This window comes from Streptomyces venezuelae (genome assembly GCF_008642355.1).
Taxonomy (GTDB): domain Bacteria; phylum Actinomycetota; class Actinomycetes; order Streptomycetales; family Streptomycetaceae; genus Streptomyces; species Streptomyces venezuelae_B.
In genome coordinates, this window is the sequence record NZ_CP029193.1 from 4,437,775 (window position 1) to 4,455,104 (window position 17,330).

Here is a 17,330-nt window from a genome sequence, read left to right on the forward strand (position 1 = left end):
TTCACTCGTACGAGCGCGTTGTGTGACCGTCCGGGCGCGGAGAGTTACTCTCGCGGGATGGACAACAGCAGTCGCGGTCGTGGCGGTCGCCGCAGCCGTAGCCCCCGTAACCGTCTCCGCAGCCGTCAGCTCCCGCTCCGTACGGGCGGCATCCTGCTCGTGGCGGCGGGGCTGCTCATCTCAGGCTGCTCGAACGGGAGTTCACCCGCGGATGCCTCCCTGGCGTCGCTGTCCCGCTCGACACCGGCGGAACTCGCCCCGTTCTACGGGCAGAAGCTGAGCTGGCGCGACTGCGGTGCGCCCGGGTTCCAGTGCGCGTCGCTGAAGGTCCCGCTCGACTACGCGAAGCCCGCGGCGGGCGACATCCGGCTGGCGGTCTCACGCAAGCAGGCCACGAAGAAGAAGGGCCGCCTCGGCTCACTCCTGGTCAACCCGGGCGGCCCCGGCGGCTCGGCGATCGGATACCTCCAGTCGTACGCGGCCCTCGGCTACCCCGCGTCGGTCCGGGCCCGCTACGACATGGTGGCCGTCGACCCGCGCGGCGTCGCCCGCAGCGAGCCCGTGACGTGCCTCGAGGGCGAGCGCATGGACGCGTGGACGCAGACCGACGTCACGCCGGACGACCGTCGCGAGGCCGACGCGCTGCGCACCGCCTTCCAGTCGTTCGCGTCCGGTTGTGAGGAGCGGTCGGCGAAGGTCCTGCCGCATGTCTCCACGGTCGAGACGGCCCGCGACATGGACGTCCTGCGGTCGGTCCTCGGCGACGACAAGCTGACCTACGTGGGTGCCTCGTACGGGACGTTCCTCGGCGCGACGTACGCCGAGCTGTACCCGGAGCGCGTGGGCCGTCTTGTCCTGGACGGCGCGATGGACCCGTCGCTGCCCGCGCGCCGCATGAACCGCGACCAGACCGCCGGGTTCGAGACGGCGTTCCGGTCCTTCGCGAAGGACTGCGCGACGAAAGGCGAGGAGTGCCCCCTGGGCGCGGGCAGCCCCGAGGACGCGGGAAAGCGCCTCAAGGCGTTCTTCGGCGAGCTTGACCGGCAGCCGCTGCTCGTCGGGGGGAGCGGCGGCCGGCGGCTCGGCGAGGCGCTCGCCACGACGGGCGTGATCGCGGCGATGTACGACGAGGCGGGCTGGCCCCAGCTGCGGGACGCGCTCACCTCGGCGATGAAGAACAAGGACGGCTCGGGCCTGCTCGCCCTCTCCGACGGCTACTACGAGCGGGACGGCGACGGGAAGTACGCGAACCTGATGTTCGCGAACGCGGCCGTGAACTGCCTGGACCTCCCGCCCGCGTTCGCCTCCCCCGCGGAGGTGCGCAAGGGCGTCGCCTCCTTCCGCGAGGCGTCCCCGGTCTTCGGCGAGGGCCTGGCATGGTCCTCGCTGAACTGCGCGTACTGGCCGGTCCGCGCCACGGGCGAGGCCCACCGCATCGAGGCGAAGGGCGCGGCGCCGATCCTGGTCGCCGGCACGACCCGCGACCCGGCGACCCCCTACCGCTGGGCCAAGGCCCTCGCCTCCCAGCTCTCCTCCGGCCGCCTCCTCACCTACGAGGGCGACGGCCACACGGCGTACGGCCGCGGCAGCGAGTGCGTCGACTCGACGATCAACGCCTACCTCCTTGAGGGGACCGTCCCCGAGGACGGAAAGCGCTGCTCATAGCCCTACGCGGGGGGTGTGCGGACCACCCCGAAAAACTGTGTAGACTTGGCCGCGTTGCTGATCGCACGATGGTGCGGACGGCGCGCCGCCTTAGCTCAGATGGCCAGAGCAACGCACTCGTAATGCGTAGGTCTCGGGTTCGAATCCCGAAGGCGGCTCAGAGAAAGGCCAGGTCAGATACCAGCTGACCTGGCCTTTTCTGTTGCTCGGGGCATGACGCGTCACACGGCCGAAGCATCATGGATTTGCTTGCGTGAGCGATGCGTGAGCGGAGCCGCCTGGTGCACTACTTCTTGGGCTTCTTCCGCTTGGCCTTCTTCTTGGCCTTGGCCTGGGCTTTCGCTTCGTCCTTCGCCTTCTTGGCGGCCTTGCGGGCCTTCTCCGCCTCGGTCTTCCGCTGGAGGGGGACCAGCTTGGCGGTGGCCTCGGCGGCGCTCTTGCCTACTTGGGGCAGGACGCTCTGGTAGATGTCCCGCGTGATCCGGGTGTCGCTGTGCCCGAGGGTGTCGGAAACGACCTTCACGTCGACGCCGGCGGCGAGCATCAACGTCGCCGCTCCGTGGCGCAGATCATGCAGCCGGACCGGAGGAAGACCCGATGCGACGACGAGCCGTTCGAAGAGGTCGGTCACCTTGCCGGGGTGAAGCCAGGAGCCGTCTTCCTGGGTGAAGACCATGCCGGTTTCCACCCAAGCCGATCCCCACTCCTCACGTGCCGCGTCCTGGCGTTCGCGGTGTCGCTTCAGGACCCCGACGGTGTCGTCGTCGAGCGCGACCACGCGGAAGCCGCTGTCCGTCTTCGGCTCGGACGTCTCGACATCCCACCCGTCCTGTACGAGCTGGGAGGAGACGGTGAGGGAATGGGTGTCGAGATTGGTCTCCGACCACGGCTGCCCACACGCCTCGCCTCGCCGCAGACCACGAAAAGCGATCAGGTGCCACATCGCGTACAGCCGGTCCTCGGCGACGAAGTCGAGGAAGGCGCCGGTCTGTTCTGGCGTCCAGACCATGACCGGTGAGGGCTTCTCGCCGGTCCTGCGCCACCTGGCCACCCGCTCGTCCGTCCACACCAGAGCCTTGGGCTTGCGCACGGGGTCGAGTTCGACGTGCGCCGCCGGGTTGAAGATGAGGATCTGCTGGCCGATCGCGTCGTTCAGCGCGGCCCGGAGGGTGGCCTTGATGTGCAGCCTGGTCGCGGGCCCGGTCACGCGCCGGAACGGCGGCATAGCCTCGATCGCCGCCTTCATCGCCTTACGGCGGGCACGGTTGTCCGGGCCCTTCCACGGGACAGTTGCCAACTCATCCACTGCCGCACGTCGCTGGGCGTTCTGCTCCAGGATCTCGGCGTTGGCATCCGCGATGGCCGTGAACATGTCGCTGAGGTGGCTCACGCGGAGACGGTCGAGACGGTGATGCCCGATGCGTGGCTTGAGGTGGACGCGGACATCGGTCTCGTACCGGCTCAGCCCCGACTTGCGGATGCGCTTCCCGGCGAGCCACTGGTCGAGCCATTCCTCGACGGTCAGACGGCCGATGAGGTCCTGACCGGACCTCAGACGCCGCCGCGTCTCCTCCACATCAGGCAGCGGCGCCTTCTCGTCACCGACCTCCTCCAGCATGGCCGCGATCAGCTCCATGCCCTCCGGGTCATCGGAGTCGGTGAGGGCCAGTAGGGACCTGACATGGTCGAGGTCGGCCTGGGCGGCCTTGAGGCTCTCGTAGCCGGCGCGGCTGAAGGAGCGGCGGGTGCCGTCTTCGCGGGGCGGGAGTTCCTGGCGTATGGAGTACGAGCCGTGCTTGCGGCTGGTGAGCTTGGGGCAGGACTTGCCGAGCGGCCTGCCGGTCTTGGGGTCGCGGCAGTAGCAGCGGCGGTGGGTGGAGCCCTTCAAAGGCCGTTCTCCTCGGTGGTGCTGGGGTAGGTGCCGTGTGGGTCGGCGTCGGCAAGTTCGGGCGGCAGAAGTGGTGGTGTGCCGCCGCCGTCGCGGATGAAGGCGCGGGCGCTGCGAAGCCGGTACTTGGCCCTCTCGGCCCTTTCGGCGTAGTCGTCCCGGGCATGGGCGGCTTCCTCGCGTTCGGCCTGGTTGGGAGCCGTCTCAACCTTCCAGCGCTCGTGCTTCTCGCCTTTCAGGGCGGCCAGAGCGGCGCGTTCGTGGCTGGCGTGGGCACGGAAGGCGCGGAGCATCTCGTCCTCGACGTCGAAGCTCTCCATGTCGCCGGTGAACCAGCGCATGGCCTCCCAGGCCGGTTCTGGGTCGCGGAGCGGAAGCCGCTGGACGCGGTCGACGTAGCCGACGGGGTAGAGCAGGCAGATCGGGTAGGTGCGCAGGGCTTCGGCCAGGACCATGACCTCGACCAGGGGAATCGTGGAGCGCCGGCCGGACTCCATGTTGGCGATCACGTTGCGCGGGATCGGATAGCCGATCTCCTCACACCTGTCGGCCAAGTCCTGGGCGCTCATGCGCAGCTCCTTCCTCCTTCTGCGGACCTCGGCGGCCACGGTGGCCAAGACCTGGTCCGCCCACTCAGGGACGTCGTCCTCGTCATCTCCAGGATCGAAACCGTGTTGTGTCATAGAGACACATTAGCTTGGCGATGCTGGTTAGTGAGGGCCTGGAGCCGGACGTGATGACGCGTTCGCCGAGGGCTCAGTCATGAACGGAGCACCGGATGCGCAACACCGAGTCGGTCGAGCAGTCGAAGGGCATGACGCGGGAGGAGCTGCTGGCCCTGCCCGCCGCCGTTGACCTGGACACTGGCAACCGAGCCCTGGGCCTGGGGCGGAGTAAGGGCTACGCCCTGGCCAAGCGCGGCGAGTACCCGTGCAAGGTCCTGCGGCTGGGCAAGGCGTACCGGGTGGTGACCGCCGACCTGCTGGACCTGCTCGGCCTGGCAGCATGACCGCGCGTGCGCGTAGCAGACGATTCTGCGCGGAGCTGACACAGAAACGCTGGACTGTTGCCAGGCGTGGACGTACTGTCCGTGTTCCCTCGCGATGGCCAAGGAAGCGAGAGAGCCCCCGGCGCACCAACGCCGGAGGCTCAACACACTCCACTGCCCGCATTCCAACGAACGACCTGCGTGACCCGGGCCTGCATGCCCGAGATCACCGGATGAGGAGCTGCCCTGTGCAACCTACGACACCCGAGCCCTATTCCGCACCCAGCAAAGCGGTATGGCCAACGGCAGCCGCACCCGGCCAGCCGCGCCGCCTACCCGAAGCCACAGAACCGGCCGACGACAGGGCGCTGGCCCCGGCGAATCAGCCCGCCGAGGAAGTGGTGCCGGATCCGGAGCCGACGTACGGCTCTGGGCTGCTGGATGAACTGCGTGCCCAGATAGCGCGGTTCGTGATCCTGCCCTCCGAGCAGGCGCTGGACGCGGTCACGCTGTGGGTGGCGGCGACGCATCTGCAACCCGCGTGGCAGCACGCCCCGCGCCTGGCAGTGGTGGGACCGGCGAAGCGGTGCGGCAAGTCGCGGCTCCTGGACGTACTCACCGAGACGGTCCACGAGCCGATGCTCACCATCAACACCACGCCGGCGGCGGTCTTCCGCTCGATCAGCGACGAGCCGCCCACCCTGCTGGTGGACGAGGCGGACACCATCTTCGGCACCCCGAAGATGGCGGAGAAAAACGAGGAGATGCGCGGCCTGCTCAACGCAGGTCACCAGCGCAACCGGTTCGTCACCCGCGTGGTCGGCAACGACCACACGCCCCACAAGTTCGCCACCTTCGCCATGGCCGCCCTGGCCGGGATCGGCGACCTGCCCGACACGATCATGGACCGGTCGGTGGTCATCCGCATGCGCCGCCGAGCGGAGGGCGAGAGCGTCAAGCCCTTCCGCTCCCGCCGCGACACCCCGGCCCTGCACGACCTGCGCGACCGGATCGCCGCGTGGGCGAGGCCGCTGCTCGACGAGGCAGCCGACCTGGAACCGGAGATGCCGGTGGAGGACCGCGCCGCCGACACCTGGGAGCCGCTCGTGATCGTCGCCGACCTCGCCGCCGGCCCCTGGCCCCGGCTCGCGCGCGCCGCTTGCGCGCGAATGGTGGCTGCCGAAGTGGCGGCGGAAGAGGACCACCCCAGCGGAGCGCGGATCCTCGCCGACATCCGCCGCGTCTTCGTCGCCCAGCGCGAGGCCGACAGTCTCCCCACCGAGGAACTGCTCCATCAGCTGCGCCTGGACCCGGAGAGTCCCTGGGCAGAGTGGGGGCGAAGCGGCCTGAGCCCGCGTGAGCTCGGCCGCATACTGCGGGAGTTCGACATCCGGCCCAGCAACGTCCGCCTCGCCGACGGAACCCAGCGCAAGGGCTACACGCGCAACAAGTTCCTCGACGCATGGCGGCGCTACTGCCCGACCGTTCACCCGGTCGGCGCCGACCCCACAGCCAGCTAGCGCCCCCGGGCCCGCATCCCCCGGTTGCCGTCCTTGCCGTCCCTGCCGTAAAAGCGCAGGTCAACGCCCATGCGCGCAAGACGGCAACCGGGGGTCAAGACGGCAACGCGATCAAGAACGCCGCACGACCGCCGGTCAGGACACCGCCCGCATCCGTCTTGTGCCGTCCTGGACGTCCCCGCCGTATCACCGCAGGTCACAGCCCTTCCAGCCGGGACGGCACACGGAACGGCAACGTCCCAGCCCTGACCCACACGTGAGGGCGGGCACCGGCACCAGGCACGCCCTGGTCCGGCGCCCGCCGCAGGCGGAAACGCGAGAGCGCGCCGCTAAGACGGCAACCGACGCGGTTGCCGTACCGGCCCTGACCTGCGCTTGCAACGGCCAAGACGGCAAAGACGGACTACGCCAACACCCCCCTCGCACACACCGCAGGAGCCCCACCATCGCCATGGTCACCCCCGCGATACCCACCCCCGCCGCAGCCAGACCACAGCCGAGCCATCGTGCAGACGATGACGAAGCACCTCCCCGCGAACGGCGGCAAGTGATGACCAAGGAGGCTGCCGAACGGTACGCGCTTGCCGCTGCCGGAGCGGTCATCGTCGCCCTCACCGCCGGCGGATTCTGGCTCTCCTACGCACACCTCGCCGAGGTCGCAGGGCAGCACGGTCTGGGCCGGTCCCCAGCCCGCCAGTGGGCCTGGCCTGCGACCTTGGACGCGTTCATCGTCGCGGGCGAACTATTGATGCTCCGCGCGGGCCTGCGCCGGGTCACCGACGGATGGGCCATCGCTCTCACGGCCACCGGATCGGTCGGGTCCATCGTGCTCAACGTGGCCGGGGTCTACGGCACGCGCCAAGCAGACACCGTGCCGCTCCTCGACTACGTGGTCGCCGCCGTACCCCCGACCGCCGCGCTGCTGGCCTTCGGCGTTCTGATGCGACAGATCCACCAGCTCGTCGCCGAGCCCACCCCTGGAGGCGGTGCCCCCATGCCAGGCACCGAGCGAGCCGAGGCCGAGCCTCCAGCAGCCGAGGAGTCTCGGACGGAGTCCGTGCGAGACGAGCAGGACGAGGACGACGGCGAGGTTCGGGCTGAGCTCGAAGCGCCCGATGACCACGGCGAAGCGAAACGTCCCCGTCGCGTCGGCCGACCGGCCACCAACCTCGACGAGCTGGTCGATATCGCACGGCCGCTGTTCACAGCGGACGAAACCCCCACCCGCGAGGCGGTCCGCAAGACCATCCGCGCCGCCGGACACAGCATCGGACAAGACCGGCTCACCCAGGTCATGACCGCCCTGCGCCCGCAGCCGGCGGGTACGACCGGAACCGCCGACAGGCGCTGACCGGAAGTGTCCGCAGGTCACAGCCCCTTATAGATCAGGGCGGTATCGGCACCGAAGCCGGTGGGCCGGACGGAACTGCAGAGCAACTGCAGTGACCGGCGCCAGAAATGGTCAGCGGACCACCCCAAGAGTCGGGCCCTGGGTCCGCCCCACAGATCCGGTCAACCCGATCGCGGATATAGCCACGAGCGACAGTGCTCGGGACTCGTGTCGCGGCGCCGGTCCGGAAAGCCTCCGGACCGGCCCCGCCACCTGCCATCGCTGCCTGGGACCAGCTCACGGTCCCCAACCCCGAGCGCAAATTGATGCCCTTCGCTAGCCAGCTACCCCGCCAGAACACGCCATGGAGAACGCGCACATGCACCACCAGCAAGACGAACCCCGCACCGGCCAGCAGGAGATGACCACCACCGCCACCAGCGCAGCAAGGTATGGCGTTGGACCGTCCAAGGGCCGGTCCAACGCAGATGCCTCCGCCCCGGGGGTGGCGGAGGCTCTCGGGCACCAGGGGGTGCCCGAGCAGGAGAAGCCCACCGACGCCACCGACGCCGCCGTGCCGCTGCCGCGTGCCGCCGACGCCGCCGCGCTGCGTCGTGCCGCCCGCCGCCGCAAGCGCAAAGACGAGCAGCGCAAAGAGCGTGTCGACGTGCGCTACAGCGTCGACGAGAAAACCGAGATCCTCGCCAAGGCCCGGTCGCTGAACATCGCCGGCGCCCACTACGTCGGCGCTGTCGTCATGGCCCACGTCCACGGCGACCTCACCCTGCCCGGCCAGCGCACCCCGCTCGATGACTACATCGATGAGCTGACCGCCCTGCGCCAGCGGGTCGCCAAGATCGGCCACCTCGTCAACCAGGTCGCCAAGAAGCTAAACTCCGGCGGCCATCCACACCCTGGGGACACCACCATCGTGGTCCAGGCCGAACGCACCCTGGCCGCGGTGGGCACGGCCGTCAGCCACATCGCGGCTGCCGCCAACCAGGCCGTCACCAGCAAGGCGGCCTGATGATCGCGAAGATCAGCAGTGGCAAGGACACCGCCGGCCTCATCCGCTACCTGTACGGCCCCGGCCGGGCCAACGAGCACACCGACCCGCACCTGGTCGCTTCCTTCGACGGCTTTGCACCCGACCCCGGCCGCACGGACGACCCCGCCGCCACAAAGAAGCTCCTCGTGGAGGACCTCGACCTGCACGTGAAGCAGGCCAGGCGCCTCGGCCGTGCGCCCGAGCGGCACGTGTGGCACTGCTCCATCCGCGCCGCTGAGACCGACCGCCACCTCAGCGACGAGGAGTGGGCCGACATCGCCCGCCGCATAGTGGCGGCCACCGGCATCGCCCCCGAGGGGGACCCTGACGGGTGCCGCTGGGTTGCCGTCCGGCACGCCGACGACCACATCCACATCGCCGCCACAAAGGTCCGAGGCGACCTCCGCCCAGCCCGCCACTGGAACGACTACCTGACCGCCGACAAGGAACTCGTCGCCATCGAGAAGGAGTACGGCCTCCAGCAGGTCGTACGTGGCGACCGCACCGCCGCCAAGCGGCCCACCCGCGCCGAGAAGGAGAAGGCCCAGCGAGCCGGCCACGAGATGACCGCTCGCGAACGCCTGCGCTTCACTGTCCGCACCGCGGTCTCGGTCGCCACCAGCACCGAGGAGTTCCTCGGCATCCTCGCCGCCACCGACAGCGTCCTAATCGAGATCCAGCGCTTCCCCTCCGGCGACATCCGCGGATACAAGATCGCCATCGAAAGCGACACCAACGCCGCTGGCGAGCCCATCTGGTACTCCGGCTCCAAGCTCGCCCCCGACCTGTCCTTCCCCCAGATCCGCGACCGCCTCACCGCCACCGACCAGCCCACCCAGACGGCGGGGCAACACCAACCCAATACATGGCACCAGGCGATCGCCGCCACCGAGCACATCCCCGACCGCCTCGACCAGGGCAACGACGCAGTCGCCCAGGCCCACATCGCCGCCTTCGGCGAAGCCCTCGACGCCCTGCCCCTCCTGGCCCCCAAGGAAATCCGGCCCCACCTACATGAGGCCGCCGCCGCCTTCGCACGTGCCACCCGCTCCCGCATCCGGGCCGAGCATGAGCACGCCCGCGCCCTGCGCGGCGCCATCCGGGCCATGCGCAGCCAGCCGGCACCGCGCGACGGTGCCCTGCTGGCCATGTTCCTCGACGTGGCAATCCTGGCGGTCATCGCTGCCGGACGCTGGCATCGGCTCCGCCAGCACGACCAGCAGGTCATCGCCGCCCGCCAAGCGCTGGTGCACCTGCAGGCCGCCTACGACCAAGCCGCCGCGGTCCCGCTGGCCGCCCTCGTCCATCGCAAGCCGCCGGCCCCCACGGTCGAACGGCTCGTCGCCTTCGTCTACGAGGCCGTACCCGCACACGCCCAGCAGGTCCTCGACGACCACGCCTGGGCGGCACTCGCCACCGCCCTCGTCGACGCCGAAGCGGCTGGACACGAACCCGCCACGCTACTGAAGCAGGCAGTCGACCAGCGGCCACTGGACGACGCCCGCTCCCCGGCACGCGCCCTCACCTGGCGCGTCCAACGCCTCACCCAGCACCCCACCCCTGGCGGCCGAGCACGAGCCGCCCAATACCGGACGGTCACAGGCGCCCGAACGGACCTCACTGCCCAGGTTCAGCCACTCCCTGCGCCGCAGCCAGCCACGACACGGGGACACAGTCGTCGCTGACCGCCGCACGCGGAACGTCGCCAACCCACTGCGGGCTCTGACCTCCCATAGGAGAGGTCAGAGCCCGCAGTCGTGGGGAGGCCCCGCTCTTTACGAGGCCCGCCCATCACGGGAGACCTGCGGTCTGCCGACGGCATCATCCGTAAGGGGGCAAATGAGACGGGGCGCTTCAGGCGGCCTCGACCTCGCGACGGGGGAGGCTCATCGGCTCGAAGCGGGCGAAACATAGCCGACGATCGCCGGTTGGGCAAACCGGCGATCCTCCGGACCATTGGTGCCTCCACCCGCCCGACTCCTGTGAGGAGCACCCGTATGCCCACGACCACAGCCCGCCCCGAGATCGTCGCCCTGCTCTGCGACGCAGACTTCAAGTACCGGCCTGACACCAACACCTGGACCCATCGCGACGGACGCCCGTTCAGTAAGGAGGAGCAGGCCCTCGTCTTCAGGGCCACCCGCGTCGAGCTCGGAGAGGTGAGCGAACAGCTCGCGCGGTACCGGGAGTACCTGCGCACGGTGGACGAAGCACCGGAGACTCTGCAGCGCTTCCTCGCCCCGTTCATGGAGCAGCTCACCGCGAAGAACCTCGGCAACGCCGTTCGACTCATGAACGAGCACGACCGGACCGAGTTCGATCGACTGCTCCGCCTCATCGCCGAACCGATTCGTCCCTTCACCCCCTACACCTTCTAATGAAGGCCAGCGTCACTCAATGACAGGGGTGACGTGTGAGAGACGCCAGAGCACAGCAACGCTGAAGCCGGGCCTCCCGAATGGGAGGCCCGGCTTCAGAACGTGGAGCCGGTCTCAGATGGCCGGGGCGCGCAAGAGCCGGTCCCGCGTGCTCTCCGGTAGAACCCGGCGCAGCACCGGTGCGTTAGAGCTGAGTGACGCCGCGAATGCGGCGACGAGGTTGTGCGGCACGCTGGCACCGAACGACGCAGCCCACACATACGGGGCGCCCATCGCCGGCTCAGCCCACGCCTGCCATCCGAACGGCCCTGTCTCATCCGGCTCGGTGGTCAGGGCGCGGGGGTCGGCGTCCTGGATGAGGGGCGGGACCTCGCCGAAGCTGAGGCGGGAGGTGAAGGTGGCATGCATCGCCGTCGAGTGAGGCTCGTCGGCGTCGCGGAGCCAGCCCTGCGTGGTGACCGCATCGAGAACCACCTCGGGACCGGTCAACGCGGCGGTGGGGTGGCCGCATTCATCGAACGCGAGAAGGAAGTCGGTGAGGACCTCACCCGGGATGCCGGCGGTGAAGTAGGCGGACCATTCGGCGAGCGGACTGCTCGCGTCGGAGCGGGCGGAAACCTGCCAGGCTATCGGCAGCCCACCGAGTTGAAATGGCTCGTCCGGCAGCACCCACTGGGCCCACCGGAGGGCATCAGGGCTGATGTGGAGGACGGTGCTGCGCAACACCTCCCTGTCCTCCAGCGGCTCGTCGAGCTCGCGCCGCCCGCGGGCGATCGTCAGGCTCGTCCAGCCAAGGCCGGCGAGAGTGTCTGCGACGGCGTCGTAGAGACGCCCGTCGTCGCCGGCCAGGTGCCGGGGGCCGACCCAGTACGCGGACAAGGCGCCGCGCGGAAGGGACGGGTCGAGCGGGAAGTGCGGGTTCAGGAGCGCCTCCAAGAGCATGGGGTTCAGTACTGACCGGAGCCATCCTCGTCTTACTCCGAATCGTGTTGCCTTGCCGTGGGATCTTCGGGAAGGTCGTCTACGTTGACATGCACTGCCCACCGTGGCCAGCCCTTTCCGGTGCGTTCCTGTCTGCCCCGGGCGAACTCCAGTCCCACGGATAGCACATGCGGCGATGCGGCCCGGTCGCTACCCCTGAACAGCTCACGTCGCCGCTGCGGACCCGTTTAGCGGCTTGATCAGTGCGCGACGGTTTCCTGCCTTGGGCATGCCCATCGGGATCGAGCAGATCGCGGAGTCCTAATCGCAATCCAGGACCTCGCGGGCCGCCGGTCCCCCTACACCCAAGGGGCCGTCGGCGGCCTCAGCCCCAAACACATGCCCGTACTCGCCAGCGCACTTCGGCCCTGTAGGCCCCTGGTCCACTAGAGCAGCCGATGTATGACCGAGCGGCCGGGCAGGCGGCGCCTGCCCGGCCGCTCGGCGCATGGCCCGGCTACGGCCGAACCTGGATGAGAGCGTGAGTGCCGCTCGTACGCCACGCCACACCGGACTGCTCGAGGGTGTCCAGTGTTCCGCGGTCCAGGCCGACAATGACGTCGGACTTCAGGGTGCGGAGGGCTGCGACGGCCCCTGGGAAGTACGCGGTGAGGTCGGCGAACGGCGCCGTGGCGTCCCAGAGCCGGTCGCCCACCAGGCGGCGGTAGTTGAGGTCGCCCTTCAGGAGGGTGATCGTGGCCGCCTCGAACTCGCTCCGGAGGTCCTCGGGCATCTCCTCGTACGGCAGCGGAGCGCAGAAGAAGGGATGGGTACGGACCTCCAGGCGCCCTGACGCCATGGCCTTCCACAGTCGGCCGCCGATCGTGCCGGCTTCGCCGGGTGCCTCGGTGAGGCGGCGGAGGCAGTCGACGACGTCTGCCGTCATCGCGTCGGACACGTAGTACGGGCTGGGCTTTACATGGAGCACGACCCGTTCGGCATGCTGGCATTCGAGGAGGTGGTCGATGAGGATCAGGTCCGGGATCAGCTCGCGTCCGGCGTTGTCCGCCACCACGGCGACGGTCGAGGGGGCACCGGCGGGCAGGAGCTGCCAAAGCACGCCGCTGTCGTCGGCGACCAGCGCGGAGGCAGCTTCGCCCGCCGCTGGCTTCCCCGCCGAGACGCGGAAGCCGAGGTCCGCGCGGTTGCCCCAGAGCGAGGCGTGGAGCAGCGCCGTGGCCCGCACGTCGGCAGGTGCGTCGGCGAGCGCGTCCAGGGCCCGCAGCTCCTCCTCCACCGCCTCGCCGCGCAGTTCGGCCTGCTTGAACGGGGCGAAGGGATCGACTCCCTGCCACGGGCCGGTACCGAAGTACTCGATGGCGCCAAGCAGCCTGCGGTAGAAGTAGCTCTCCGCCCACAGGAACGGGGCGTCGAACCACGATCGCCCGAAGTGCTTCCGCCCCCAATCCGCCCACTGCTCGTGATCGTGCTCCGCTGGGGCGAGCGGTTCGACGACGCCGGCGGTGATCTCGTCCAGCAGGGCATCGAGGGCCTCGTGCTGTCGGCGGCCGTACGGAAAGGCGTCTCGCACCTGCTGGATCAGGGCCGGGTGGCGTTTGGCCAGGACGCCCCAGGCGAACGAGCCGGGCTCGTTGCTCAGGATGACCGGCGCGTCGCGGTCGGCGGCCGGGCCGGAGCTGCTGTCGGCCCTTCCGTCCGAGGTGCTGGGAATCTTCTCTGTCATGGTGTGCAAGCCCTTCGCTTGTCGCTCATGAGTCCTTGATCTCCAGGGACACGACCCCCGCCGCACTGCCGATCAACACCTCGCCCGTACGAGGTTCGAAGGCCGCGCAGTGCAAGGAGGCATCCACCCTGACCTTGGCGATCTGGTGCTGCTCGCTGAGTGACCACAGGCGCACCGTTCCATCCGCCGCGGCCGACACCAGGCGGTCCCCGTCGTCGAGGAAGCCCAGCATGAGGATGCGACCGGTGTGCCCGGAGAGGTGGGAGGTGAACCTGTCCGCAGCCAGGTGCCGTACCGCGATATCACCGGTTCCCGCCCCGACCGCGACGCGATGTCCCGGTCCGTCGACCGTGACGGCGCGGGCCCACCCGCTGGGGCTGGAGAACCGGCCCTTGAACTCGCCGGTGAGGGCGTGCCACACGCGTACGGAGCCGTCGCCGCCACAGGCGGCTAGAAGGTCTCCGCTGTCGTCGAAGGCGAGCGAGCGCAGTCGGCCAGCGTGAACATCCTGGCTCCACAGCAGGGCCCTGGTGGAGAAGTCCCAAACCCGGATGTGTCCGTCGCCCGTACTCGCGGCAAGGCGGGATGCCGAGCGAGCCATCGCCACGGCCCACGTACGCGGGGTGTCCTGGTTCAGGGTGAGGGACCACTCTGTGTCGAGCAGCGACCAGACCCTGACCGCCCCGTCGCCGCAGGCCGCCGCGACGTGCTCACCGCCGCCTGCCAGGGACCAAACACGCCCATGGGCCGCCGCGAGCCTCCTGCTGACCGTCCCGGTCGAGGTGTCGATGACGCCGATGCCGCCGGCACCGTCGCCGACCACGGCGGTACGGCCGTCGGCGGCGAACTGCGTGGACCACACGGTGTTCGAGCCGCTGGCCAGCGTCCTGAGCCTGCTCCTGCCCACCGTCCAGATGCGAACAGCCCCGTCTTCGCATCCCGCTATCACGGTGCCGTCGTCTGTTCTGGCGAGTGAACGCACCCAGTCGACTCCCGGTGGGGGCTGAGCCTCACCCGCCGGACCTTCCGCCGAGAAGGCTTGGATCCTCGGCTCTTCGGTGGCAGCGACGATGACATCGTCGTGCGAGGACAGAGCAATGGCACGCACGCGCGCCTTGAGATCGGCGATCCGACGAACGAGAGCCAGTTGACCGTCCGCCGCGTCCCACACGGTGATGGAGCGGTCACCTGATCCGGAGGCCAACAGAGAGGAGCCGGGGGCGAAGGCCACGGAACGTACCCAGTCGCGGTGAGCAGCGCGTTCCTCCAGGAGACGACCTGTACGCAGGTCGAAGAGGCGGACGAACTCGTCCTCGCCGGCCACGGCCACAAGCGACTGGGAATCTCCTCCGATCGCCACGGACCAGACGGGAGTGCCGACGGTACGCATCGATCGCACGAGCACGAGCCTGTCCACGTCCCACACGTGCACAGCTCCGTCCTCGGCCCCGGAGAGCAGGAACGGGCCGGAGGGGGAGAAGGCGAGGCTGCGGATGCGGCGATTGTGCCCGGGCAACACGCCGATGGGGTCTCCGGTGTCGGTGCGCCACAGTCGGATCGCTCCGTCGTCTCCCGCCGAAGCGAGGACCAGCCCGTCTGAGGAGAGCGCGGTGGCGAACACCCACCCGATGTGCGCCTGGTGGGCTCGGAGCAGCCGGCCGGTGTTGACGTTCCAGAGCCTGACCACTCCGTCCTCACCACCCGACGCGACCATGTCGCGAGCGGCGGAGACGCTGACAATCGCACCAATGTGGCCGGGGGCCGCCGCTTCCGTGGTGTCGTCCTCGGGAGGCAGTAGCCACTTCGGGGCGAGCACGGCCTCCGCACCAGTGACGCGTTCGGGGGTTCGCGTGGCCTGGGGCTGGGGTGAGCGCCGCAGCACGATGGAAAGCGTCGAGGCGATGTCAGCCGGGCTTTCCAGTCCGTTCAGCAGGTACCCGGCGCCGGTCAGGGCGCGGGCGGTCAGCCACTCCTGACGCTGGGGGTGGCCGGCCTCGTGCCGCCCGGGCAGAGCGTCGAGGACGGCGGCGTCCGCGGTCAGGTGCTGGTGTCCGACGATCGCGACCTTGCGGATCACGTACGACGGGGACGCCAGGAGGCTGACGAGCTCGGCGTCGAGCTCGGCTTCACGCAGGTGGTAGGGAAGATGGCGCCACAGATAGCCCTCGGTCTCGTCCAGCGTCTCCCACGCGCCCTCGGTGCCGTGCCGGTATGACTCGATCAGGGACCGGTGAAGGGCCGCCCAACGATCGCCGATCAGGTGGCGCAGGTAGGACCGGAACACATCGTGCAGCACGATGGCGTCCCGGTCCGCGAGATAGGCGCTGATCAGGGACCGGTCGGACAGCAGTCGGCAGAACTGCCTCACCACGTGAGGCGCCCATCCGTGCGCTGTTCGCCACCAGTGGGTGAGCACCGACACGGGGATCGGCAGCGACGGCGGGAAGACCGCGAGCGAGAGGTACCGGTCCCGCAGGTCCGAGTGCCCCGCGATCGAGACGCTCTCCTCAAGGCTGCGGAGACTGGACGCGAGTGCCTGCCCGATAGCGTTCTTCCGCTGGTCCGAGTCCCAGACGTCGAATGCCTGGGGGCCGTACGCACGGATCGCCGCGCTCGTCTCGGCGACCACACGACCGGCCGGGGCACCAGAGACGACCTCCTGTGCGACGTTCGCCCCGACGATCGACGCCAGCAGGGGCCATCCTCCACACGCGCCGGCGAGGCGCGCGGCTTCGGCCTCGTCCAGGTTGCCGACATTGCGGACGAGCAGCTCTCTGATCTCGCCCGACGCCATGGGACCCAGCCGTACGACCCTGGCGGCGCTGGGGCACACGCGCACGTTCCTGGTGGTGACAAGCCGTACGCAGTCCTCCCCACCTAGCAGGAAAGGGCTGAGGTCGGCCGCGGACCAGACGTTGTCGATGACGAGGAGCGCACGCCGTCCTTGGAGCAGACGAGCCAGGTGGAAGCCGGCCTGCTCCGGATCCGCGAAAGAAGGGCGGCTGCCGTCCAGATGAACGCACAGGTCGGAGATCAGCTCGACAACCCTCGCCGCCGTGCACTCCTCGCCGGTCTCCACCCACAGGAACTCCGAGAAGGAGTTCCGTACACGAGGGTCTTGGCACACCTGCGTCGCGAGCGTCGTCTTCCCGAACCCGCCGGGACCGCAAAGGGCGACTGTGGAGGCGCTGTCGTCCGTCGACGCCTCCCGCAGGACGGAGACGAGCCCCTCGAAATCATCTGACCTGTGCACCAAGCCGGGCTCCGGGACGGGTATCGGGAGGTATCTGTCCGGTGCGGGCGCGGCTGAGGACATCGGAGCACCAACCGTGTCCCAGAAGCGCTGCCGCACCTCCGCGTCGCTCCGCTCCAGCGCCGTATCCAATAACGCCTGGGAATCCGGGGTGAGAACGATCTCCTCGCCTCGGGCCTCCCAATTGGACACCGTCCGGTCGCTGACGCCGAGGTAGGCGGCGAAGCGACGCACGCTCCGACGCGTCGCGAGCCGCAGAGCGCGCGCCTCCCTTCCGGTCCAGCGCTGCACTGTGGCCACCGAAGCTCCTCCGACCGACACCAACGACGGTAACAGCGTAGGGCGGTCTGACCAGGGGCGTAGGGCCTTCGCTGCGACAGGAGTTCAGCACCGGTTCGACACCCGGGCCGTCCCGGCCGACGTAACCGGCGGTCCCACGATCGCCCACGCGAGCGACGGCGTTGCCACGCGAGTGCGGCACGACGGCAGCCCGCTGTCCCGCACCGCTCGGCAGTCTGCTCACCACGGAGCGCTGCCGCTCCGCGTGGACGACGAAGGGGTGGGTCTCAGGTGATCGAAGCAAAGCAGCATGGCG

General features: G+C 69.5%; 12 protein-coding genes and 1 tRNA gene. 8 read left to right on the plus strand and 5 right to left on the minus strand.

Translation table 11 applies throughout. From position 1 onward, the window contains the following. Positions 1–57 precede the first annotated feature (57 nt). On the plus strand, positions 58–1,665 hold the full coding sequence (locus DEJ47_RS20620; protein ID WP_150170430.1) for an alpha/beta hydrolase: 1,608 nt from the start codon (positions 58–60) through the stop codon (positions 1,663–1,665). 84 nt (positions 1,666–1,749) lie between these two features. Further along, positions 1,750–1,823 (plus strand) — tRNA-Thr (locus tag DEJ47_RS20625). A gap of 128 nt (positions 1,824–1,951) precedes the next feature. On the opposite strand, the gene DEJ47_RS20630 is transcribed toward DEJ47_RS20625, so the two are convergent. Next, positions 1,952–3,553 carry a tyrosine-type recombinase/integrase gene (locus DEJ47_RS20630; RefSeq protein ID WP_150170432.1) on the minus strand — a complete coding sequence of 534 codons (1,602 nt, stop codon included), beginning with the start codon at positions 3,551–3,553 and terminating at the stop codon, positions 1,952–1,954. Beyond that, on the minus strand, positions 3,550–4,236 hold the full coding sequence (locus tag DEJ47_RS20635) for a helix-turn-helix domain-containing protein (RefSeq protein ID WP_150170434.1): 687 nt from the start codon (positions 4,234–4,236) through the stop codon (positions 3,550–3,552). Before DEJ47_RS20635 ends, DEJ47_RS20630 begins: the two co-directional genes overlap by 4 nt. Positions 4,237–4,331: 95 nt before the next feature. Between DEJ47_RS20635 and DEJ47_RS20640 the strand changes: the two genes are divergently transcribed. From DEJ47_RS20640 to DEJ47_RS20665, 6 genes are all read left to right on the plus strand, one after another. Next, entirely contained in the window at positions 4,332–4,562 is a 231-nt protein-coding gene (locus DEJ47_RS20640; RefSeq protein ID WP_190415481.1) for a hypothetical protein, read from the plus strand. 227 nt (positions 4,563–4,789) lie between these two features. Next, entirely contained in the window at positions 4,790–6,061 is a 1,272-nt protein-coding gene (locus DEJ47_RS20645) for a DUF3631 domain-containing protein (RefSeq protein WP_150170436.1), read from the plus strand. Positions 6,062–6,611: 550 nt separating this feature from the next. Then, the gene (locus DEJ47_RS20650; RefSeq protein ID WP_150170439.1) at positions 6,612–7,412 is read left to right on the plus strand and encodes a DUF2637 domain-containing protein; all 801 of its coding nucleotides are present in this window, start codon (positions 6,612–6,614) and stop codon (positions 7,410–7,412) included. 358 nt (positions 7,413–7,770) lie between these two features. Further along, positions 7,771–8,418: a plasmid mobilization relaxosome protein MobC gene (locus tag DEJ47_RS20655; protein ID WP_223828425.1), complete on the plus strand. Its 648-nt coding sequence runs from the start codon at positions 7,771–7,773 to the stop codon at positions 8,416–8,418. Beyond that, positions 8,418–10,124: a relaxase/mobilization nuclease domain-containing protein gene (locus DEJ47_RS20660; protein WP_150170441.1), complete on the plus strand. Its 1,707-nt coding sequence runs from the start codon at positions 8,418–8,420 to the stop codon at positions 10,122–10,124. Before DEJ47_RS20655 ends, DEJ47_RS20660 begins: the two co-directional genes overlap by 1 nt. Before the next feature lie 312 nt (positions 10,125–10,436). Further along, a complete protein-coding gene (locus DEJ47_RS20665) occupies positions 10,437–10,817 on the plus strand; it encodes a hypothetical protein (RefSeq protein ID WP_150170443.1) in 381 nt (126 codons plus the stop codon). 114 nt (positions 10,818–10,931) lie between these two features. Here the strand turns inward: DEJ47_RS20665 and DEJ47_RS20670 are convergent, their stop codons facing one another. The 3 genes from DEJ47_RS20670 to DEJ47_RS20680 form a co-directional block, all read right to left on the minus strand. Next, positions 10,932–11,753, minus strand: coding sequence for a DUF317 domain-containing protein (locus tag DEJ47_RS20670; RefSeq protein WP_150170445.1), 822 nt, complete (start codon positions 11,751–11,753; stop codon positions 10,932–10,934). Positions 11,754–12,255: 502 nt separating this feature from the next. Next, complete coding sequence (locus DEJ47_RS20675; protein ID WP_150170447.1) at positions 12,256–13,482, minus strand: damage-control phosphatase ARMT1 family protein; 1,227 nt, start codon at positions 13,480–13,482, stop codon at positions 12,256–12,258. Positions 13,483–13,507: 25 nt separating this feature from the next. Then, positions 13,508–17,035 carry an NB-ARC domain-containing protein gene (locus DEJ47_RS20680; protein ID WP_150170449.1) on the minus strand — a complete coding sequence of 1,176 codons (3,528 nt, stop codon included), beginning with the start codon at positions 17,033–17,035 and terminating at the stop codon, positions 13,508–13,510. Between the last annotated feature and the right edge of the window lie 295 nt (positions 17,036–17,330).